The organism is Rhodococcus sp. BP22 (genome assembly GCF_014281965.1).
In the GTDB taxonomy this organism is placed as follows: Bacteria; Actinomycetota; Actinomycetes; order Mycobacteriales; family Mycobacteriaceae; genus Rhodococcoides.
Genome location: NZ_JACFTB010000005.1, coordinates 412,918 through 433,145 on the forward strand (window position 1 = coordinate 412,918; position 20,228 = coordinate 433,145).

General features: G+C 62.9%; 19 protein-coding genes and 2 pseudogenes. 16 read left to right on the plus strand and 5 right to left on the minus strand.

The window, feature by feature from the left end; all coding sequences use genetic code 11:
- From H2510_RS13695 to H2510_RS13705, 3 genes are read left to right on the plus strand one after another with little or no spacing between them, the layout of a single operon-like run.
- Nucleotides 1–1,062, plus strand: a complete 1,062-nt coding sequence (locus H2510_RS13695; protein ID WP_186628832.1) for an iron ABC transporter permease — start codon at nucleotides 1–3, stop codon at nucleotides 1,060–1,062.
- The gene (locus H2510_RS13700; protein ID WP_186628833.1) at nucleotides 1,059–2,120 is read left to right on the plus strand and encodes an iron chelate uptake ABC transporter family permease subunit; all 1,062 of its coding nucleotides are present in this window, start codon (nucleotides 1,059–1,061) and stop codon (nucleotides 2,118–2,120) included. The genes H2510_RS13695 and H2510_RS13700 overlap by 4 nt, the downstream gene beginning before the upstream one ends.
- A complete protein-coding gene (locus H2510_RS13705; RefSeq protein WP_186628834.1) occupies nucleotides 2,117–2,920 on the plus strand; it encodes an ABC transporter ATP-binding protein in 804 nt (267 codons plus the stop codon). The genes H2510_RS13700 and H2510_RS13705 overlap by 4 nt, the downstream gene beginning before the upstream one ends.
- Nucleotides 2,921–2,930: 10 nt before the next feature.
- On the opposite strand, the pseudogene H2510_RS13710 reads toward H2510_RS13705, so the two are convergent.
- A pseudogene (locus tag H2510_RS13710) lies at nucleotides 2,931–3,032 on the minus strand (2,3-dihydro-2,3-dihydroxybenzoate dehydrogenase); the annotation flags it as partial.
- 166 nt (nucleotides 3,033–3,198) lie between these two features.
- On the opposite strand from H2510_RS13710, the gene H2510_RS13715 reads away from it, so the two are divergent.
- The 4 genes from H2510_RS13715 (at nucleotide 3,199) to H2510_RS13730 (ending at nucleotide 7,917) form a co-directional block, all read left to right on the plus strand.
- Complete coding sequence (locus tag H2510_RS13715) at nucleotides 3,199–4,200, plus strand: ABC transporter substrate-binding protein (RefSeq protein ID WP_186628835.1); 1,002 nt, start codon at nucleotides 3,199–3,201, stop codon at nucleotides 4,198–4,200.
- Nucleotides 4,201–4,342: 142 nt separating this feature from the next.
- Entirely contained in the window at nucleotides 4,343–6,193 is a 1,851-nt protein-coding gene (locus H2510_RS13720; protein ID WP_186628836.1) for an SIP domain-containing protein, read from the plus strand.
- A gap of 35 nt (nucleotides 6,194–6,228) precedes the next feature.
- Complete coding sequence (locus tag H2510_RS13725) at nucleotides 6,229–7,122, plus strand: siderophore-interacting protein (RefSeq protein ID WP_186628837.1); 894 nt, start codon at nucleotides 6,229–6,231, stop codon at nucleotides 7,120–7,122.
- A gap of 39 nt (nucleotides 7,123–7,161) precedes the next feature.
- Nucleotides 7,162–7,917 (plus strand): ABC transporter permease, encoded by a 756-nt coding sequence (locus tag H2510_RS13730; protein ID WP_186628838.1) that lies wholly within the window; start codon nucleotides 7,162–7,164, stop codon nucleotides 7,915–7,917.
- On the opposite strand, the gene H2510_RS13735 is transcribed toward H2510_RS13730, so the two are convergent.
- Nucleotides 7,910–9,319: an MDR family MFS transporter gene (locus tag H2510_RS13735; protein ID WP_186628839.1), complete on the minus strand. Its 1,410-nt coding sequence runs from the start codon at nucleotides 9,317–9,319 to the stop codon at nucleotides 7,910–7,912. The two genes, H2510_RS13730 and H2510_RS13735, sit on opposite strands and share 8 nt — an antisense overlap.
- 62 nt (nucleotides 9,320–9,381) lie before the next feature.
- Between H2510_RS13735 and H2510_RS13740 the strand changes: the two genes are divergently transcribed.
- Both H2510_RS13740 and H2510_RS13745 read left to right on the plus strand, forming a co-directional pair.
- On the plus strand, nucleotides 9,382–10,266 hold the full coding sequence (locus tag H2510_RS13740) for a phosphoribosylaminoimidazolesuccinocarboxamide synthase (protein ID WP_186628840.1): 885 nt from the start codon (nucleotides 9,382–9,384) through the stop codon (nucleotides 10,264–10,266).
- On the plus strand, nucleotides 10,263–12,410 hold the full coding sequence (locus tag H2510_RS13745; RefSeq protein WP_186628841.1) for a S9 family peptidase: 2,148 nt from the start codon (nucleotides 10,263–10,265) through the stop codon (nucleotides 12,408–12,410). Before H2510_RS13740 ends, H2510_RS13745 begins: the two co-directional genes overlap by 4 nt.
- On the opposite strand, the gene H2510_RS13750 is transcribed toward H2510_RS13745, so the two are convergent.
- Together H2510_RS13750 and H2510_RS13755 are read right to left on the minus strand one after the other, a co-directional pair.
- The gene (locus H2510_RS13750; protein ID WP_186628842.1) at nucleotides 12,395–13,075 is read right to left on the minus strand and encodes a response regulator; all 681 of its coding nucleotides are present in this window, start codon (nucleotides 13,073–13,075) and stop codon (nucleotides 12,395–12,397) included. The two genes, H2510_RS13745 and H2510_RS13750, sit on opposite strands and share 16 nt — an antisense overlap.
- The gene (locus H2510_RS13755) at nucleotides 13,072–14,625 is read right to left on the minus strand and encodes an ATP-binding protein (protein ID WP_186628843.1); all 1,554 of its coding nucleotides are present in this window, start codon (nucleotides 14,623–14,625) and stop codon (nucleotides 13,072–13,074) included. The genes H2510_RS13750 and H2510_RS13755 overlap by 4 nt, the downstream gene beginning before the upstream one ends.
- Before the next feature lie 149 nt (nucleotides 14,626–14,774).
- Between H2510_RS13755 and H2510_RS13760 the strand changes: the two genes are divergently transcribed.
- From H2510_RS13760 to H2510_RS13775, 4 genes are all read left to right on the plus strand, one after another.
- Nucleotides 14,775–16,172, plus strand: coding sequence for a cation:dicarboxylate symporter family transporter (locus H2510_RS13760; RefSeq protein ID WP_136169949.1), 1,398 nt, complete (start codon nucleotides 14,775–14,777; stop codon nucleotides 16,170–16,172).
- 129 nt (nucleotides 16,173–16,301) lie between these two features.
- Nucleotides 16,302–16,808: a glutathione peroxidase gene (locus H2510_RS13765; protein WP_136169948.1), complete on the plus strand. Its 507-nt coding sequence runs from the start codon at nucleotides 16,302–16,304 to the stop codon at nucleotides 16,806–16,808.
- A 55-nt stretch (nucleotides 16,809–16,863) separates the two neighbouring features.
- Entirely contained in the window at nucleotides 16,864–17,562 is a 699-nt protein-coding gene (locus tag H2510_RS13770; protein ID WP_186628844.1) for a DUF2334 domain-containing protein, read from the plus strand.
- A gap of 89 nt (nucleotides 17,563–17,651) precedes the next feature.
- Nucleotides 17,652–18,317 (plus strand): LppP/LprE family lipoprotein, encoded by a 666-nt coding sequence (locus H2510_RS13775; RefSeq protein WP_186628845.1) that lies wholly within the window; start codon nucleotides 17,652–17,654, stop codon nucleotides 18,315–18,317.
- On the opposite strand, the gene H2510_RS13780 is transcribed toward H2510_RS13775, so the two are convergent.
- Nucleotides 18,314–18,958, minus strand: coding sequence for an MBL fold metallo-hydrolase (locus tag H2510_RS13780; RefSeq protein WP_084347067.1), 645 nt, complete (start codon nucleotides 18,956–18,958; stop codon nucleotides 18,314–18,316). The two genes, H2510_RS13775 and H2510_RS13780, sit on opposite strands and share 4 nt — an antisense overlap.
- An 87-nt stretch (nucleotides 18,959–19,045) precedes the next feature.
- Here H2510_RS13780 and purS point away from each other — a divergent pair, with 87 nt between their 5' ends.
- From purS to H2510_RS21220, 3 genes and pseudogenes are all read left to right on the plus strand, one after another.
- Nucleotides 19,046–19,282 (plus strand): phosphoribosylformylglycinamidine synthase subunit PurS, encoded by a 237-nt coding sequence (gene purS / locus H2510_RS13785; protein ID WP_084347068.1) that lies wholly within the window; start codon nucleotides 19,046–19,048, stop codon nucleotides 19,280–19,282.
- Entirely contained in the window at nucleotides 19,279–19,956 is a 678-nt protein-coding gene (purQ, locus tag H2510_RS13790; protein WP_186628846.1) for a phosphoribosylformylglycinamidine synthase subunit PurQ, read from the plus strand. Before purS ends, purQ begins: the two co-directional genes overlap by 4 nt.
- 29 nt (nucleotides 19,957–19,985) lie before the next feature.
- Nucleotides 19,986–20,075 (plus strand): annotated as a pseudogene (locus tag H2510_RS21220) (VOC family protein); the annotation flags it as partial.
- Nucleotides 20,076–20,228 lie beyond the last annotated feature (153 nt).

Consider the following 20,228-nt stretch of genomic DNA (forward strand, 5'->3'; position numbering starts at 1 on the left):
ATGCCTGCGGCAACGAAGAAGACCGATGAGGCCGACAGGCTCGAACAATCCGGTGGGCTCGCCGAGACGAACTCGCGCCGCGCTCTCGGCCTTCTCGTTCTGCTCGGCGTTCTTGCCGCGATCTGTCTGCTCAGCATCGCGGTCGGCACCAAGTACATTCCGCCGAGCGAGGTCTGGGATGCACTGTTCCACTTCGACGAGTCGAGCAACCACGTTATTATCCGCGAGATCCGCGTACCGCGAACCGTGCTGGGGTTGATCGTCGGTGTCGCCCTCGGTGTCAGCGGCGCGCTCATTCAGGCCATGACGCGTAACCCGTTGGCGGACCCGGGCATCCTCGGAGTCAACGCCGGTGCGGCCTTCTTCGTCGCACTCGCTGTCGGCATGCTCGGATTCACCGGCATCTGGTCCTACATCTGGTTCGCGTTCCTCGGCGCCATTCTCGCGACGGTGGCGGTGTATGCACTTGGGTCCATGTCACGAGCCGGCGCGACGCCGATCAGGCTCACGCTGTCCGGAATTGCGCTGTCCGCGGTGCTCGGGGGCATCACCTCCGGCATGCTGCTGCTCGATCCTGATGCGTTCGACAAGATGCGCTTGTGGGGTGCTGGTTCGCTGGCTGGTCGCGGACTGGACATTTCGTTGGCGATCTCGCCGTTCGTCATCGTCGGTTCGGTGCTCGCACTCGTCATCGCGCGCCCCCTCAATGCCCTTGCGCTCGGAGACGACCTGGCTCGTTCGCTGGGTGCGAAAGCGAACAGCACCCGGGTGATCGGTGTCGTTGCAGTCACTCTTCTGGCCGGTGCTGCGACGGCGGCCGCAGGTCCGATCGGCTTCGTCGGCTTGATGATTCCGCACATGGTGCGGTGGTTCGTCGGACCAGATCAGCGATGGATCCTGCTGTACACCGTGGTGGCGGCGCCGTGCCTGCTGCTGCTCTCCGACATCGTCGGGCGACTGGTCATCAGGCCGGGCGAACTGCAGGTCGGGATCGTCACCGCGTTCGTCGGAGCGCCGGTACTCATCTTTCTCGTGCGCCGCAAGAAAGTCAGTGGGCTGTGACGACCGAGACCGAGGTCGATTTCGGTCGCAGAGTTCGCATTCTTCGCCTTGCCGGCGACAAGCTCAGTGGGCGGGTAGACATCCGCACCGTGGTGGTCTGCTGCCTTTTGGCGCTCGTATCGCTCGCCGTCGCTGTCCTAGCGCTCGGCTCCGGTGACTACTACATCCCGCCGGGCGAAGTATTGGCTGCGGTGTTTTCCGATGCCGGGCGGTTCACCGAACTGATCGTCATGCAGTGGCGATTCCCGCGGGTGGCCCTGGCTTTGCTTCTCGGTGGTGCGCTGGGTGTGTCGGGTGCGATTTTTCAATCGCTGACGCGAAATCCGTTGGGAAGCCCTGACATCATCGGCTTCGACACCGGCTCGTATACCGGTGCGCTGATCGTCATCCTCGCGCTGGGAGGTGGCTACTATCCCACCGGTGTGGGCGCCTTCGTCGGCGGGATCTCCACTGCTGCAGTGGTGTACGTCCTCGCTTTCAAACGTGGAGTGCAAGGTTTTCGGCTGATCATCGTCGGAATTGCGATCAGTGCGATCCTGGCTTCGGTCAACACCTGGTTGATCGTCAAAGCCGATCTCTCCGATGCGCTGGCCGCCGCTGTGTGGGGCGCGGGGACTCTCAACGGCCTCAGCTGGGGGCAGGTACGTCCGGTGGTGATCGTGTTGGTCGTTCTCACACCACTACTGGCTGTTTTCGCGGGGCGTCTACGGATGCTCGAGATGGGCGACGACGCCGCGAAAGCGCTCGGTATCCGGGCGGAGCCGACGCGGCTGATACTCATCGTTCTCGGCGTGGCGCTGACTGCGCTCGTCACGGCCGTAGCCGGTCCGATCTCGTTCATCTCGCTCGCTGCGCCGCAGCTGGCACGACGGTTGACCAAGACCGCGGGTGTCGCGCTGATTCCCTCGGCGGTGATGGGCGCATTGCTACTGCTCGTCAGTGACTATGCCGCGCAGCGCATATTCGCGCCGACGCAGTTGCCGGTCGGTGTCGTGACAGTGTCCATCGGTGGGGCATATTTCGTATGGTTGTTGGCTCGGGAAGGTAGAAAACAGTGACCGGAAAGAAGCCGCGCTTGCATGCGGACGACGTCACGATCGGATACGACAAGCGCATCGTCAGTGAGGGGCTGACCGTCGAGATTCCGGACGGTAAGTTCACCGTCATCGTCGGTCCCAACGCGAGTGGCAAATCGACGCTGCTCCGTGCACTGTCGCGGTTGTTGAAACCGACGGTCGGGACGGTACTTCTGGACGGCAAAGCGATCTCGACGTATCCGGCCAAGGAAGTTGCCCGACGCCTCGGGCTGCTACCGCAGACGTCCATCGCGCCGGACGGTATCTCGGTGGCGGATCTCGTTGCACGCGGCCGTTATCCGCATCAGAAGCTGATCAGACAATGGTCGAGGGACGACGAGGCTGCTGTCGTGTTCGCGATGAACGCGACCGGCGTGAGCGACCTCTCCGGACGGTTGGTGGACGAGTTGTCCGGAGGGCAGCGTCAGCGAGTGTGGGTGGCAATGGTTCTCGCCCAGCAAACACCGTTGATGTTGCTCGACGAACCGACGACGTTTCTCGATATCGCGCACCAGATCGACCTTCTCGATTTGTGCGCGCAACTCAATCGAGATCAGGGCACCACGATGGTCGCTGTGCTGCACGATCTCAATCATGCCTGCCGCTACGCCGATCACATCATCGCGATGAAGGACGGCGCGGTGGTCACTCGCGGTAATCCTTCGGAGGTCATCACCGCGGAGCTGGTGGAGGCGGTCTTCGGACTGCCTTGTCGCATCATCGAGGACCCGGAGTCGCACACACCGTTGGTCGTTCCGCTCGCGCGCCCACGACCCTCGTGATGGATGTCGGTCATGCTCGCAGCGTGGCACCGCCGTCGACGTAGAGCGATTGCATGGTGATGTGGCGGGCTCGATCCGACAGTAGAAACTCGACAGCGTCGGCTCGGGAAGCCCGTAACCCCATTTTTGCGTAGGTTAGGCTAAGTTTATTTTCTGACGGCTGGTGTCGAAGCTTCTGCGGGACGAGTGAAGATGCCCGGCCCGGCCGCGAACACCGCGTGCCGGCCGCGAACACCGCGTGCCGGTTACGATCGACGATCTCGAAAGGGTCTACCTCAGTGTCTGATTCACAATTTCGACGGCGTGGTCTTCGCATATTTGCCACCGCATCGGTGGCATTCGTAGCGCTAGGGCTGGCTTCGTGCAGCTCCGAGCGCTCGAGCGAGGACGCCTCGGGTACCGAGACGCGAGTGGTCTCCACCGACAAGGGCGACATCACGGTGCCTGCCGAGCCACAAAAGATCGCCGTGCTGTCGGCAGGCCTAGCCGGCTACCTGTTCACACTCGATGCCCCCATCGCGATCACCGACACCAGGCTGCTCGGCGTGACGAACCTCGACGGTGGCTTCCCGCCACAGTGGGCGGAGAAGGCAGAAATGCAGGGCACGCAAGAATTGCCTGCTGGTGAAGCGCTGAACATCGAAGCACTCGCCGCGGCCGAACCCGATCTGATCATCGGTGGCGGCCAGGGAATCTCTGCTGTTCAGGCGAACGAGTCCTACGACCAGCTCAGCAATATCGCCCCGACAGTATTGATTTCGTCCTCGCTCGCAACGTGGCAGGAACAGCTCACCGCGGTCGCCGAGGCCGCCGGCGAGAGCGACAAGGTCGACGGTCTGCTGCAGGCCTACGAAGACAAGGTCGCCGCGGTGAAGGACTCGATCACCATTCCAGCGACACCCGTGTCGTACTTCCTGTCGCTGGCTACCGATGAACCCGCGTTCATCCCACAGAGCGCCACATTGCCCACGCTGCTCTCAGCCGTCGGTTTCGAGCCGGACGACGTGATCACCAAGGCGAACAACCCCGAACTGTACGGCTCGGGTGACTCGTTCATCATCAGCAACGAGCTGTTGGCGCCGGTAGGCAGCGCCCCGGCTATGTTCGTCGTCCCAGTCGCCGGACGCACTCTCGCAGAGCTACAACAGGATCCGCTGTACGTCGGTCTGCCCGCGTTCGCCGGTAACAAGGTCTACGAACTGCCTGCCACCAGCTACCGTCCGGACTACGACGGGGTGATGGCAACTCTGGACCAGGTCCAGGAGATGTTCACCGAATAGGACGATTCGGTCCGAAATTACTTCACCGAACAACGAGGGAAAACACTGTGCTCACCCGTGAGACCGTCATCGGCGATATCGCCACCGCCCTGGACCGGCCGGTCTGCGAGTACTGAACAGTTCTACGAGAGAGGGATATTCGATGGTGGCGACTGTCCGCGAGGTCGAGGTTTTTCCGATTTGCATACGAGAACTGGACGTTCTACGGGTAGAGGACATCACCCCGGGAATGCGTCGAGTGATCGTCGGGGGTCCCTCGATGAATCGCCACGTTCGCGACGGCGTCGAGCTTCCGCCGGTACGTACCCGAGGCTTCGACGACGACGTCAAGATTCTGCCCGTCGACCCAGCGACCGGCACCCTGCCGTTCACGGTTCCGGTGAACTCCGACAACGGGACGGTCGACTGGCCGGCCGGCTCGTTCCAGTACAGCCGGACGTACACCGTGCGCCGCTTCGACGAGGAAAACCGTGAGATGGCACTGGACTTCGCGATGCACGATGGTGGGCTGGCAGCAGGCTGGGCATACGGGGTGCAGGCGGGGGAGAAGATCCTCATCGCCGGGCCCAAACATTCTTCGTCGCTGCCGCGTGGGGTGGATTGGATGCTGATCGCCGGAGACGAGACCGCGCTGCCTGCCATCGCGCATTGCCTGGAGAAGCTGCCGGCAGATCTGCCGGCCACGGTGGTGATCGAGGTGGCCGAGCCTTCGCATCGCCAGGAACTCTTCTCCGCGGCTTCGGTGGACATCACCTGGCTGTACCGCTCGGAGAGCGACGGCCAGTCGCGGATGGTGGCCACTGTGCAGGCCGCGCGGTGGCGTCCAGGCCAGCCGTATCTCTGGGTTGCAGGTGAGGCGTCGACCATCAGGCCTTTACGTCGATGGGCCAAGCAGGACAAGCAGATCCCGAAGCAGTTCGTCGAGATCGCCGGATACTGGCGTTCTCGTGAGACGTCCGCGGTGGCTGCGGGTCAACCTGTGCTCGATCCCGCAGGTGAGCCGGGCCCCGACGAACGACTCCATGAAATGTCGGAACTACTGCCACCTTTCGCTATTCGTACCGCGGTGACAGTGGGTATCTTTGCCGCCGTCGACGGCGGCAAAGATACTGCGGGTGCCATTGCAGCGGAATGCGCGACGCATCCGGGTGCGACGGCGAAGCTGCTGCGACATCTCGTGCTGATGGATCTCTTGAGCCACGACGACGGCCGCTACACCCTCACCGAGATGGGATCCATCCTGGCCGATCAGGACACCTTCGCCAGCCAGGCATTGCACTTCGACAAGATCCATACTCGTCTCGATCTGGCGTTCCTCGGATTGCTCGAATCGGTTCGGACGGGGTTGCCCGCAGCCGCGCACAGCTTCCTCGACAAGAAAGCCGATGAGAGCTTCATCGAAGACTTCCACGAGGAGTCCGCGTTCGGAGCGGTGTACCGCGCCCCGGCGTTGCCGGACGCGGTGGACCTCGAGGACGTAAAGTCCGTCGCGATTTACGGCGAAGGCGCCGGGGTGTACGCCGATACGCTGGCACGTGTGCGTCCGGAACTGTCGATATCTCTCGTCGGGCTTCCGGCCTTGAACGCCAGAAACCTCGGTGACGTCGCGGAGACACGTCGGGACGGGATCACCCGCGTCGACGCCAGCGAGTTCGCAGCTTTGGCAGCACCCGTCGACTTGGTGATCGCTGTCGACGTCCTCGACACGCATCCGGACTCCGACGCTCTGCTGCTGTTGCGCACCCTCGGGGCATCCGCCGCGCGAGTCGTGCTGATCACCGATCTACTCGATCCGTCGACGACAGACGATCACGATACCGAGGAGGACCTGCTGCGGCTGTGTCTCTACGGCGCCGGGCGTCGTACCGAAGCGGAGGTGTGCGCGTTGGTAACCGAATCCGGAGGTGGATCCGCACTGGTGGGGTCATTGGGGTGGGGGTCGACGGTGTTGGAGTTCGCGGCACCCCTGTACGAAAGCAACAGGGTAGGCTAGCCTACGCAAATGGTCATCGTGGCGAGGGTGAAGAAATGAGTGAAGGCGAACTCGGCTTCTACTATGCAGACGTAGTAGGCGTCGAACAGCTCACCACGCACATGGTGCGGGTGACGTTCGGCGGTGAGCACCTGGCCCGGTACGAGGGCATCGGTGCACCGGACGAATGCGTCGCCGTCTACTTCCCGCGCAGCGGTGAAACCGCCCCGCCGCCGATGACCGAGGTCGACGGAGTCTGGTGGTACCACGGAATCGAAGACGTCCCCGACGGTCGTAACTACACGGTCCGGCGGTTGAACAGCGCCGCGGGCGAGCTGATCATCGACTTTGTCGCACACGACGGGGGAGTCGCGGCCACCTGGGCGCTGCAGGCAACCGTCGGCCAACGGGTGCTGCTGGCGCGTCCGCGATCCTGGTACCGCGTTCCGGCCGACGTCCAATGGCAACTCCTCGTCGCCGACATGACCGGACTCCCCGCGCTCGGACGCATCATCGAGGAACTTCCGGCCGGTGCCCGAGCTCACGCAGTCGTAGAGGTCCTCGAGCGGGGCGACATCCAAAGTTTCGACACCGCAGCATCCGTCACCTACGACTGGCGCATCGGTTCCGGAAACGGTGACTGCGCAAGCGTTCTCGACGAAGCCGTACGTAACTACGAACTACCCGAAGGCGTCGGATACGTGTGGTTCGCAGGTGAGGCCGCATCTTCGCGGGTAGTACGCAAGTACTTCCGCAAGGACCGAGGTTTCGACATCGCGCACTTCCACATCATCGGATACTGGCGCGCGCGATCCGAACAGTGGCTCGAGAAGTACAAGAAATACCAGGGCGAGGCACTGGCGCTCTACAACAGCGTCATCGAGGCCGGCCGCACCGAACAAGAGGCGAGCGAGGAATTCGACGCCATGCTCGAGCGCGTCGGGTTGTAGGCGACTCCGTCGTATCTGCGTCTGAGAGATACTCACTGCGTGAGTACTTCTCTGGCAGAACCCGGTATCCCGCTGGCGGTGTTGTGCGTCGTCATGGCACTGCTGGCGGCGATCGTCTATCGGGTTTCAGGTATCGGACCGTCCTTTACCGTCCCTGCCGCCGCTCTGCGCGGCGTCGCGCAGCTGGCAGCTGTGTCGCTCGTACTCACGGCCGCTCTCGAGTACCTGTGGTCATCGCTCCTCGTCCTGCTGGCAATGTTCGTCGCGGCCGCATTCACCTCGGCTCGGCGATCGGAGTCGGGCCTCTCCGGATCGTGGCTCGCGATACCACTCGCCGCCGGGATCGGCGTCGTGGTTCCGCTGTGTCTGATGACGGGGGTTGTTCCAGCACAAGGGATTGCAATAGTGCCGGTGGGTGGAATCATTCTCGGCGGCACGATGATCGCGACATCTCTTTCCGCGCGCAGGTCTCTCGACGCTCTCTCTCAGCGGCGTGGTGAAGTCGAGGCGGCCCTGAGCCTTGGGCTCAGTGAACGAGATTCACGGTTGGAAGTAATTCGACCGACGGCCGCCGATGCGCTTCTACCCGGACTGGATCAAACGAGGACAGTCGGCCTCGTTACGCTGCCGGGCGCATTCGTCGGAGTGCTATTGGCCAGTGGGTCTGCCATTCAGGCCGGAGCGGTTCAGATTCTCGTTCTGGTCGGCATACTCTTGGCGCAGAGCTTGGCGGCGTCGTTGACCGTCGAATTCGTGGCGCGCGGTTACGTGCAGCGCTCCCCGCGAGTCAAGTAGTCACCTTCTTCGGCATGAACAACGCAGCCACAGCCATCAGCACGGCCGCTGCCGCCACCCCGAGAAAGACCACGTGGATGGCGTCGGACAGCTGTTGTGGATCGGGTTCGCCCGGGCCGGAGATCCGAGAGTTGACGATGGCTCCGAAGATTGCGACGCCGACGGCACTTCCGATCGATCGCGCAAACATGTTGGTGGCGGTGACGACGCCACGTTCGGACCATTCGACGCTCGATTGCGCGGCGATGAGGGTGGGACTTGCGATCAACCCCATGCCGAGACCGATGACGAAACACACGACAGCAATCTGCCAGATTGCGCTCCCGGAACCGATGAACGTCGACGCCACCGCACCTACGAGGGCGATGGACGCGCCGGTCAACGCGGTCGTGCGGAAGCCGAACCGGAGATAGAGCCTGCCCGATTGCGAGGCCGCGATCGGCCATCCGAGGGTGAGGGTCGCGAGTGCGAAGCCCGCCACGATCGCACCGGTTCCGAGTACCCCTTGGACGAAGGTCGGTACATACGAGGTCAGGCCCAGAACCAGCGCTCCGACGAGCAACGAGATGACGCTACTGACCACGAGGACTCGCCGGGTGAAGACCCACAACGGCAGAATTGGCTCGGGCACTCGCGTCTGCACCCATGCGAACAATGTGAGTGCGAGGACACCTACGGAAAAGATCGAGAGACTGATCGGCGACACCCATGACCACGACTGCCCGCCTTCGAGCAGACCCAGCAGCATCAGTGCTGCACCCGTGGTGAGCAGCCCCGCTCCGAGGTAGTCGATCTTCGGCCTCGTCCGTTCTACGGCACCCTCGTGGAACTTGGTGATCAGCATCCACGCTGCGAGCAGACACAACGGGATGTTGACGAAGAAGATCCAGCGCCACGACAGGTATTCGGAGAAGACGCCACCGAGGGCCGGGCCCAGCACCGCCGACATGGCCCAGACGCTCGCGAGATATCCCTGTGCTTTTGCGCGTTCGGCCAACGTGTAAATGTCACCGGCGATGGTGATCGACATCGGCTGCACGGCGCCCGCACCGAGACCCTGGACCGCTCGAAAAGCGATCAGTGCCGGCATGCTCCACGCCAGTCCGCACAGAATCGAACCGAGCAGGAAGACACCGATTCCGAACAGCATGATCTTCTTGCGTCCGAACAGGTCGGACAACTTGCCGTACAGCGGCACCGACACGGCCTGGGCGAGCAGGTATATCGAGAACAACCACGGGAACTGACCGAATCCGCCGAGGTCGCCGACGATGGTCAGCACCGCGGTGGCGATGATCGTGGAGTCCAACGCAACCAGCGATGTGCTGAGCATCAACGCGATGAGTACGGGCCCGCGTTCGGACCGGAAGCCGACATCGGCGACTTCGTTGTTCGTTGCCATTGCGGTTCATTGTTCTCCCGTCGCCGGGAGAGCGCGCAATCAGGCCCAGATAGGGTGATTAGGTGCGCCCAACTCTTGATAGCTATCAGCATCTGGCCGGCGGCAAGGTTCGCGATCTCTATATCGTCGACGACGACCACCTGCTTCTCGTCGCCAGCGACCGCATCTCCGCCTACGACCACGTCCTCGATACCCCGATCCCCGACAAGGGCAGGGTCCTGACGGCGATGAGCGTGTTCTTCTTCGACCAGCTCGGCGGGGTGAATCATCTCGCCGGTGATCCGCTCGACGAGCGGATCCCGCAGGAACTCCTCGGGCGGGCCCTGGTGGTGAAGAAGCTGCAGATGGTCCCGATCGAGTGCGTCGTCCGTGGTTATCTGACGGGTTCGGGATTGTCGGACTACCGCAGCACCGGCGCGGTATGCGGAGTCGAACTGCCACCGGGCCTCGTCGAATCCTCCAAGCTGGACGAGCCCATCTTCACTCCGGCCGCCAAGGCAGCGATGGGGGAGCACGACGAGAACGTGGACTTCCAGACCGTCATCGATCAGGTCGGGGAAGCGCTTGCGTTCAAGCTTCGCTCGGAAGCCCTCGAGATCTACATCAGTGCCGCTAATTTTGCGCTCGATCGTGGAATCATTTTGGCCGACACCAAGTTCGAGTTCGGTCTCGACCGTGACGGCAACCTCGTACTCGCAGACGAGGTTCTCACTCCCGACTCCTCGCGCTACTGGCCCGCCGACGGCTACGCCGAAGGCCGGGTGCAGCCGAGTTTCGACAAGCAGTACGTCCGTGACTGGCTCACCGGTGAATCCGGCTGGGACCGCCATGGGCAGACCCCACCGCCGCCACTTCCAGACGAAGTCGTCGCAGCGACACGCGCACGTTACATCGAGGCCTACGAACGCATTTCGGGTCTGAACTTCGAAGATTGGGTCAAGCCATGACACTCACACCGCCGATCGCCAAGAAGGTTCCGCTGAAACGAACCCATCATGGCGATACCTTCGTGGACAATTACGAATGGTTGCGTGACAAGGACGACGCCGAGGTCATCGCCTACCTCGAAGCCGAGAATGCGTACACCGAGCAGGAGACCGCCGGGCTGGCCGAGCTGCGGGGGCAGATATTCGACGAGATCAAATCGCGCACGCAGGAAACCGATCTGTCGGTTCCGACGCGGATGGGCAACTGGTGGTACTACTCGCGCACACTCGAAGGGAAGTCGTACGGGCTCGAATGCCGTTGCCCGGTGGACTCACCCGACAACTGGACCCCGCCGACACTGTCGGCGGACACCGAGATCGCCGGTGAGCAGATCCTCCTCGACTGTAATCTCGAAGCAGAAGGACACGACTTCCTCTCGCTCGGCGCCTTCTCGATCAGCCAGGACGGTAACCTGCTGGCCTACTCCACCGACACCGAGGGCGACGAGCGATACACGCTGCGTTTCAAGGACCTCTCGACCGGCGAACTGCTTCCCGACACGATCGAAAACGTCTCCACGGGTGCAACGTGGACTATCGATCACCGCCACGTCTTCTATCAAACCGTCGATGAATCCTGGCGGCCGGACACCGTGTGGCGGCACACCCTCGGCACCCCTACCGAGCAGGACCAGAAGGTCTTCCACGAGCCCGACGAAAGCTACTGGGTCGGTTTCGGATCCACACGCAGCGAAAAATACCTGATGATCTGGGTGGCGTCGAAGATCACCACCGAATACCTCGTCCTCGAATCCGCTGATCCGGAAGGCGAATTCCGCGTCGTTCTCCCGCGCGTCGACGGTGTCGAATACAGCGTCGAGCACGCCGTCGTGAAGGGTGAGGACCGGTTCCTCATCCAGCACAACGGATCGGTGAACGGCTGGGGCACCGAAGGGGAGAAGGCCGAGAACTTCATGCTAGCCGAGGCCCCCGTCGACAATCCCGAGGACCAACGGATCCTCGTTCCACATCGCGCCGACGTTCGACTCGAGGACGTCGATGCGTTTGCCGACCACCTCGTACTGAACTATCGACGCGAGGCTCTGACGCGGTTGGCGATCTGGCCGCTCGACGAGAACGGTTACGGCGAATACGCGGAGATGACGTTCGACGAGGAGCTCTACACCGTCGGAGCGGGTTCCAACCCCGAGTGGAGTCAGCCTCTGCTGCGTCTGGTGTACACCTCGTTCATCACCCCCGCCAAGGTCTACGACTACGACCTCGCGACGGGGGAGATGATGCTGCGTAGGTCGAAGCCGGTATTGGGCGACTTCGACGCGAACGACTATGTCCAGCATCGCGAGTGGGCCACTGCCGCGGATGGAACTCGAATTCCGTTGTCGGTCGTCCTACGCAAGGATGTGCCGGATGGGCCCGCTCCGACGTTGCTGTACGGCTACGGTTCGTACGAGGCGAGCATGGATCCGTCCTTCTCGGTCGCCCGGCTCTCGCTGCTGGATCGGGGCATCGTGTTCGTCGTCGCGCACGTTCGCGGCGGCGGCGAAATGGGTAGAGCGTGGTACGACAACGGCAAGACCCTGACGAAGAAGAACACCTTCACCGACTTCGTCGCTGCCGCACAGTATTTGATCGACAGCGGTCGTACCTCGCCGCAGCATCTCGTCGCCGACGGGGGAAGCGCCGGTGGCCTGCTGATGGGCGCGGTCGCGAACCTCGCACCCGAACTGTTCAACGGGATCCTCACCAATGTACCCTTCGTCGATCCCTTGACCTCGATCCTCGACCCATCACTTCCATTGACCGTCATCGAATGGGACGAATGGGGTAATCCGTTGGCAGACCGGGAGGTGTACGAGTACATGAAGTCCTACAGCCCCTACGAGAACGTCGAGGCGAAGGACTATCCGAGCATCCTGGCGATCACCTCGATCAACGACACCCGGGTGCTGTACGTCGAGCCGGCAAAATGGGTTGCTGCGCTGCGCGCTACGAAGACCGGCGACTCCGACCTACTGCTCAAGACCGAAATGAGTGCGGGCCACGGTGGCGTCAGCGGGCGCTACGGGAAGTGGAAGGAAGCAGCCTTCGAGTACGCCTGGATCGTGGACAAGACAGGCGGTTCGCTCGACTACCGCCAGAGGTAACGGACCTGCGGTCGACCCGCTTTACCGTATTCGGTGATGCGGGTGACCAGTCCGTCGTCGGCTAGGCGCTCGAGGTACCGCCAGGCCGTTACTCGCGACACCCCGCCCGCCTGGGCGACCTCGGAGGCGTTCAGGCCGTCGGGCGCCTGTCGGACGATGGCGGTGATGCCGTCCATCGTCTGTGGCGCAATGCCTTTGGGTGTGGAGGCGCGCTCGTCGGCGATACGCAGATGGGACATGGCGCGGTCGATGTCGCGTTGACTGGCTGCACTCTTACCCGCAGGCAGCGCGTCGTGAAATTCGCGATACCGCTCGAGCTTGTCGCGGAACGCAGCGAACGTGAACGGCTTGAGGAGATACAGAACGACACCGTGGGCGACCGCGGACCGCACGACCGAGAGATCACGCTCGGACGTGATGGCGATGACGTCCGGGCTCGGACGCAGACCGCCCAGAGCGGCGGCCACGTCGATGCCGTTGGCGTCGGGCAGGCCGATGTCGAGGAGGACGAGATCTATGGGTTCCTCGGCTCGGCTTGCCGCGCGCATGGCACCGTGTCCGCTGTGCGCGACGGCGGCGACAGTGAAACCGGGAACTCGGTCGACATAGCTTCGGTGCGCCTCGGCGATCAGCGGTTCGTCGTCCACGATAAGGACCCTGATCACGACCGGTCTCCGGACGGGATGCGAGCGAGAAGCACCGAACCGTAGGTGAGTGCGGTGGTCAACTCCCCGCGGTGGCGCTTGACGATCTGGGTGACCAACGCGAGTCCGAGTCCACGGGTATCGGCTTTCGTCGAATAGCCGCGAGTCATTGCCGTACGCAGCGTTTCCGGTGACATTCCGGGGCCGCTGTCGGCCACACGAACGATGAGGACCTCATCGGAGTCACGGACCGTCACTTCGACCCACGGTTGTTCGGATTCTTTCGAGGCATCGATCGCATTGTCTATCAGATTTCCCACCACGGTCACCAATTCGCGCGGCGTCAGCACGCCCACGAGTCCGAGCGCAGTGTCCTCGGTGACGGTCAGTTCCACGCCTTGTTCGCCGGCCTGACTCATCTTGCCGAGCAGCAGTGCCGCTAGCGCGGGTTCCTGCACGGATGCCATCAATCGGTCGATCAGATGTTGTGACAACTCCAGGTCCGCAGTTGCGAACTCGACAGCTTCTTCGGAGCGGCCGAGTTCGACCATGGTGATGACCGTGTGCAGACGGTTCGCCGATTCATGGGCCTGCGACCGGAGCGATTCGGCGAAGCTGCGGACCGAATCGAGTTCGCCCATGATGTTCTGCAGTTCGGTGCGGTCACGGATGCTGAGGACCTGGCCGAGCCGAGTGCCCTCCCACATCACCGGATCCTGATTGACGAACAGGACCCTGGAATCGGTGAGATGAAGTTCGCCGCGGACGATTCCGGTGTCCATCGACTGCATCGACTCCGGCAGCGAGGCCCGCGTCACCGGCCCATCCGAGAGGTCGAGAAGTCGACGCGCTTCGTCGTTGACGAGTTCGGCACTGTCACCCTCGCCGAACACCACCAGTCCTTCCCCGATCGAATGCAGCACGGCATCGTGATGGCCGTACATGGTGCGCAACTGCGCAGGAGCCATTCCCAGGGTCTGCCGTCGGAGGCGTCGAGCGAGGAGCACGGATCCTGCTGCAGCGGCGGCGAATCCGGCAAGTACGACGGCGAAGATCATGGGTAGACCACGAACGAACTGTTCGCTGATCTTCGCGCGGGTGACGCCTGCCGATACGAGGCCGACGATGTTTCCCGAGGTGTCGATGACCGGGGTGACCGAACGGATCGACGGACCGAGCGACCCGACGTACGTCTCGGTGATGGTCTCACCGCGCAGAGCGCCATCGATGTTGCCGCTGAACGGTTTACCGATCAGGTCGACGGTCGTGTGCGTGAATCTGGTGCGGTCCGGTGCCATGACGACGATGAAGTCGACGCCGGTGATCTTGCGGATGCGTTCGGTTTCGGGTTGTAGCCGAGCCGTCGGATTTTCGGAGGCAATAGCCAACGGCGTCGACGGTTCGTTGGCGATGCTGGCGGCTACCGCTACGACTACCCGGGATGTCGCTTCGTCACTGTTGGAGCGTTCGTTCAGGACGGTGAGGATGCCGCCTGCAGCGACGACGACAGCGATGACCGCCAGCTGCAAGAGCAATACCTGCCCTGCCACGCTCGTCGGACGCTTGGCCATGTCATGTCACCTCGAAGAAATAGTAGAACCATGAACAGAATGAACGTATTCGTGACTGTGGCCTCGATCTGCACCAGCATCGTTCCCTAGCGCGGCGTGATCCACCTCACGCAGCACAAGTCGCAGATATAGCCGCAGAGGACGTACCAATGACTACCAGCATCGATGCTGACACAAGCCAGACCCCGCCGCCGAAACCCAAGGCGAAGCGGGACAAGACCCACTGGCTGTACATCGCCGTGATCATCGCAGTCGTCGCCGGCGTCATCGTCGGTCTGCTGTGGAAGGAAGTCGGCGTCGATCTGGCGGTGCTCGGCACATTGTTCGTCAGTTTGATCAAGATGATGATCAGCCCGGTCATCTTCTGCACCATCGTCCTCGGCATCGGATCGGTGCGAGCCGCAGCCAGCGTCGGCAAGGTCGGCGGACTCGCACTTGCCTACTTCCTCACTATGTCGACCATCGCACTTGGTATCGGCATGGTCGTCGGCAACCTCATCCAGCCAGGCAGCGGGCTCAACATCCCGGCCAGTGGCGCAGGTGACAAGTACGCGGCCACCGCGGAGGGCGCGGGCGGCACGATGGACTTCATCGCAGGCATCATCCCGGAGACGCTCCTGTCCTCGCTGACCGAAGGCTCGGTGCTGCAGACTCTGTTCGTAGCAATCCTCGTCGGCTTCGCCCTCCAAGCGATGGGCAAGCAGGGCGAAGGCATCCTCAAGGGCATCGGCGCAGTGCAGAAGCTCGTCTTCCGCATCCTGACGATGATCCTGTGGCTCGCCCCGATCGGTGCCTTCGGAGCCATCGCAGGCGTCGTCGGCGCGACCGGATTCGACGCCGTCATCCAGCTCGGCACCCTGATGTTGGCGTTCTACATCACCTGCGCCATCTTCGTCTTCGGCTTCCTCGGCCTGATTCTTCGCTTCGTCGCAGGCTTCTCGATCTTCAAGCTGGTCAAATACCTGGCCCGTGAATACCTGCTCATCGTCGCTACCAGCTCCTCCGAGTCGGCCCTGCCGCGGCTGATCGCCAAGATGGAGCATGTCGGTGTCGAGCGCACCACCGTCGGAATCGTTGTCCCGACCGGATACTCGTTCAATCTGGACGGAACCGCCATCTACCTGACGATGGCGTCGATCTTCATCGCCGACGCCATGAACCTGCCGCTGTCGATCCCTGAGCAGTTCTCCTTGTTGCTCTTCATGATCATTGCCAGCAAGGGTGCCGCAGGTGTCTCCGGCGCCGGTCTGGCCACGCTCGCCGGCGGCCTGCAAAGTCACCGTCCCGAGTTGCTCGACGGCATCGGCCTCATCGTCGGAATCGACCGCTTCATGTCCGAAGCTCGTGCTGTGACCAACTTCTCCGGCAACGCCGTCGCCACCCTGCTGGTGGGCACGTGGACCAAGACGATCGACGCATCCCGCGTCAAAACAGTTCTCGACGGCAACTTGCCGTTCGACGAGACCACCATGGTCGACGATCACCTTCCGGAGGACGACAAGCGTGTAGAGCGCGTCGAACTCGAGAAGGCCTCGGCCAGGGTCTGATACCTGCCGGGCGACGCGCACCCCCCGTCGCCCGGTTCGGAAATGAAGAGAACGACCCTCGCGGAGGGTCGTTCTCTTTTCATATGGTCGGTTCCCCTTCCCGCGATAACCACAGGTAAGTTCGTCGGCATGACTGAAGTTCAGAACATCGGGATCAACACGCTGGGCGGCGCGCCCACCACGCTCGATGAGTACGCAGGCCGAGCAGTGTTGGTGGTGAACGTCGCATCCAAGTGCGGCCTGACCCCTCAATACTCCACCCTCGAAAAGATGGCCACCGAGTACGCGGCGCAGGGCTTGTCGGTCATCGGCATTCCCTGCAACCAGTTCGGTGGACAGGAACCCGGCACAGCCGAAGAGATCGAATCGTTCTGCTCCACCACCTACGGCGTCACCTTCCCGATGTTCGAGAAGGTCGATGTCAACGGCGAGAATCGGCATCCGCTCTACGCCGAGCTCACCAAAACCGAAGACGCAGAGGGCACGGCAGGCGACATCCAGTGGAACTTCGAGAAGTTCCTGATCTCGCCCGACGGCGTTGTCACCAACCGGTTCCGTCCCCGCACCGAACCCGATGCACCCGAAGTTCTCGCAGCGATCGACAAGATCCTGCCGAAAGAGACCATCGCCGTTTAGACACGGTAAATGCTGATGTCGAGCCTCGTTCACCCTGGTGCGCGAGGCTCGAGTCATGTCTGGAGCACTGATCGTTTCGGTAAGTGGAATCAGAGATGACACCCGTGACTACGCAGCGGAATTCGCCCGTGAACTCGACTCGCGATCGGTACCACTCTCGTTGCTCGTCGCGCCCCGGTTGAAGGACAAGTACCGGCTGGCGAAGGATTCGGCTACCCAGCAATGGCTTCGGGGCCGACGCGAAAGCGGGGATGCCATCGTCCTGCACGGCTACGATCAGGCGGCAACCAAGCGTCGCCGCGCCGAGTTCGCCGCCCTGCCGCGGCACGAGGCCCGGTTGCGACTCATGGCTGCCGATCGCGTCATGGAAGAGACCGGCTTGCGGACAAGGGTTTTCGCGGCACCCCGGTGGCTCGCATCGCCCGGTGCAGTGTCGGCATTGCCGGATGCCGGATTTCGAATGATTGCCGGTATCAATGCAATTCGGGACCTGGAAACGGGTACCGCCGAGCGTGGGCGAGTTCTCGGCATCGGGGAGGGTATGAAGGCCGAACCGTGGTGGTGCCGGGCGCTCGTGATCGGTGCGGGCCGCACAGCTCGACGTGACGGCATGGTGCGATTGGCCGTCAGCGCTCAGCAACTCGGGTGTAGCGGGCCGCGCCGAGCGATGCTCGATGCGATCGACCTCGCGCTCTACAGCGGGGCGGTGCCTGGCGTCTACGAGCACGTGCGGACGGTTCGCCGAGCCGCATAGCGGTCAGTGGTGTATCCCTTGGGTGTAACGGACCATTCGGTTCGCGGGATGTAATCCTCGACTGAACAACCGATATTGCAGGTGGCGGCATGAAACGACTTCTTCTCGTAGCGATCAGCGTCATGGCCCTGGTGGCGTGCGGAAATTCCGAGGGCGGAAATGCGCCGGCAGCCCCGGAATCCTCTGCAGCCCCGAAATCGTCTGCAGCACCGGGACAGCAGAATGTGCCGCAGACCTTCGTGCCCTCAACTGGGTCTCTCCCGCCCATCATCGCGGATCGCCCGCCCGGTACGAGAACGGAAGTGGTTCCGCGCGCCGAGGCTGCGCCTGCTACGCGTACGCCCGGTCCCGAATATCCCGTCTGCTTGGATCTCGCCTCGACGACAGTGACCGATGCTGTCGCCTCACTGCCGCAGTACTTCGACGGCGTTCCGTGGGTGGCAACGGAGATCGGTGACCCGTGCGCGTCGTTCACCTGGGTTCGCGCCGATACTTCCGGCGGTACCGCCAGCTCGCCGGTGCAGGTGTTGTTCTTCGCCGACGGCGACTACCTCGGCACCGGAACGTCCGAGCCGTACGGGTTCACGTTCGTCGACTCGCAGTCCGCCGACACCATCACCGTCGGGTATCGCTGGCCCGTCGGTGACGATGCCAACGCCAACCCGACGGGCGGTCCCGCATTGATCCGCTACCAGTGGGACGGGTCCTCGGTGACGATGCTGGACGCTCTCCCCGTCGAGGTGACGGGGTCCTAGAGCTCGATCGAACCTTCCTCCGGGAACGTCCGGAATTCGGTGTTCTCGTCGGCCAACTCCTTGTAGCGCCCGTAGTAGATCCCGCGGGCCTGCTCGGCGATGATGGCCTGGTGGATCGGGAAGGCCGTGCGGGGCGCGACTGCGCGTAGAAAGTCGACGGTTTCGGAGAGCTTCATCCACGGCGCCGCGGCTGGGAGCGCGAGAATGTCCACCTTCTGTTCGGGGACGAACAGTGAATCGCCGGGATGCAACAACTGGGACGGATGCTGGGGAGTTCCGAGGAGATAACCGGTGTTGTCGATCACCGGCAGGTCCGGGTGAATCACCGCATGAGTGCCGCCGACTCCGGTCACCTGGATGCCGCCGACCCCGAACACATCCCCCGGGTGCGTCGCCGTCCAGCGGTCACCGAGCTGCGACGCCGTCATCGGGTCCGCATAGAGCGCTGCCCGCGGATTGCCTTGCACCAATGCCGGCAGACGCTCGAGGTCCACGTGATCAGGGTGCTGGTGGGTGATCAGGATTGCGTCGAGATCGGTGATGCCGTCGAATCCGTGGGAAAAGTTGCCGGGATCGAAGAGGACGGTCGTTCCGTTGAGTTCGACGAGGAGGCAGGAATGTCCGAAGTGAGTCAGCCGCATCACCCCACAGTAAACGCAGTGTCATGCGCACGGCAGTGCCTGCGTAGACTCTCACCTGCCGGTACCTATATCTCGAGGAGCTCTCACGTGGCCCGTGTTGTTGTCGACGTCATGCCCAAGACCGAAATTCTCGACCCGCAGGGTCAGGCCATCACAGGCGCTCTGGGGCGTCTCGGGATCGCAGGTGTGTCCGATGTGCGTCAGGGCAAGCGTTTCGAGCTCGAGGTCGACGACAGTGTCGACGACGCCGAGCTGGAGAAGATCGCCGAATCGCTGCTCGCGAACACGGTCATCGAGGACTGGAAAGTGACCCGTCTCGCATGAGCACTCGCATCGGTGTCATCACCTTTCCAGGAACTCTCGACGACGTCGACGCCTCCCGTGCGGTGACGTTGGCAGGCGGCGAGGCCGTCAGCTTGTGGCACGCGGACGCCGACCTGAAGAACGTCGACGCGGTCGTCGTTCCGGGCGGCTTCTCCTACGGTGACTATCTGCGCGCCGGCGCCATCGCCCGGTTCGCACCCGTCATGGAATCCGTCGTCAAGGCAGCAGAAGGCGGCATGCCCGTCCTCGGTATCTGCAACGGCTTCCAGATTCTCTGCGAGGCAGGACTGCTGCCAGGCGCTCTGACGCGTAACGAGAATCTGCACTTCGTGTGCCGCGACCAGTGGCTGAAGGTGGAGAACAGCAACACCGTATGGTCCTCGCGCTACGAGGCCGGCGCCGAGATCCTCATTCCCGTCAAGAACGCCGAAGGTCGATTCCAGGCCTCCGAAGCGGTTCTCGACGAGCTCGAGGGTGAAGGCCGGGTCGTGTTCCGCTACAGCGGTTCCAACCCCAACGGTTCGCAACGCGCGATCGCCGGTATCTCCTCGGCCAACGGTCGCATCGTCGGACTCATGCCGCATCCCGAGCACGCCACCGAGCCCCTCACCGGCCCGAGCGACGACGGCCTCGGCATCTTCTACTCCGCTCTGGATGCGATCGTCTCCGCATAGTTGTCGGTGGCCCGGGTTGATCTCCGGGCATGACTCTGACACCAGCGATGATCACGTTCGATTCCTCGGACCCCGGCCCCCTCGCGCAGTGGTGGGCCGAGGAGACCGACGGCAACGTGTTCTGCATTTCGGGAGCGCACCAGCCGTCACGGTCCGGGAGTCGGCGCGCGCCGAGTGCGCGGCATTCTCGACGGTGCAGAAGCCATTCCGTGGGTGTTGGGAATGGTGAAGCCAGGTTGCGGACGCCACGCGATCCGGTCGTATGTGACTTG

What these genes read in the sequence shown, in the direction of transcription:
- H2510_RS13695 (WP_186628832.1), top strand. Translation starts at nt 1, where the DNA reads ATGCCTGCGGCAACGAAGAAGACCGATGAGGCCGACAGGCTCGAACAA.
- H2510_RS13720 (WP_186628836.1), top strand. Translation starts at nt 4,343, where the DNA reads ATGGTGGCGACTGTCCGCGAGGTCGAGGTTTTTCCGATTTGCATACGA.
- H2510_RS13725 (WP_186628837.1), top strand. Translation starts at nt 6,229, where the DNA reads ATGAGTGAAGGCGAACTCGGCTTCTACTATGCAGACGTAGTAGGCGTC.
- H2510_RS13735 (WP_186628839.1), bottom strand. Translation starts at nt 9,319, where the DNA reads ATGGCAACGAACAACGAAGTCGCCGATGTCGGCTTCCGGTCCGAACGC.
- H2510_RS13745 (WP_186628841.1), top strand. Translation starts at nt 10,263, where the DNA reads ATGACACTCACACCGCCGATCGCCAAGAAGGTTCCGCTGAAACGAACC.
- H2510_RS13755 (WP_186628843.1), bottom strand. Translation starts at nt 14,625, where the DNA reads ATGGCCAAGCGTCCGACGAGCGTGGCAGGGCAGGTATTGCTCTTGCAG.
- H2510_RS13760 (WP_136169949.1), top strand. Translation starts at nt 14,775, where the DNA reads ATGACTACCAGCATCGATGCTGACACAAGCCAGACCCCGCCGCCGAAA.
- H2510_RS13765 (WP_136169948.1), top strand. Translation starts at nt 16,302, where the DNA reads ATGACTGAAGTTCAGAACATCGGGATCAACACGCTGGGCGGCGCGCCC.
- H2510_RS13770 (WP_186628844.1), top strand. Translation starts at nt 16,864, where the DNA reads ATGTCTGGAGCACTGATCGTTTCGGTAAGTGGAATCAGAGATGACACC.
- H2510_RS13775 (WP_186628845.1), top strand. Translation starts at nt 17,652, where the DNA reads ATGAAACGACTTCTTCTCGTAGCGATCAGCGTCATGGCCCTGGTGGCG.
- H2510_RS13780 (WP_084347067.1), bottom strand. Translation starts at nt 18,958, where the DNA reads ATGCGGCTGACTCACTTCGGACATTCCTGCCTCCTCGTCGAACTCAAC.
- purQ (WP_186628846.1), top strand. Translation starts at nt 19,279, where the DNA reads ATGAGCACTCGCATCGGTGTCATCACCTTTCCAGGAACTCTCGACGAC.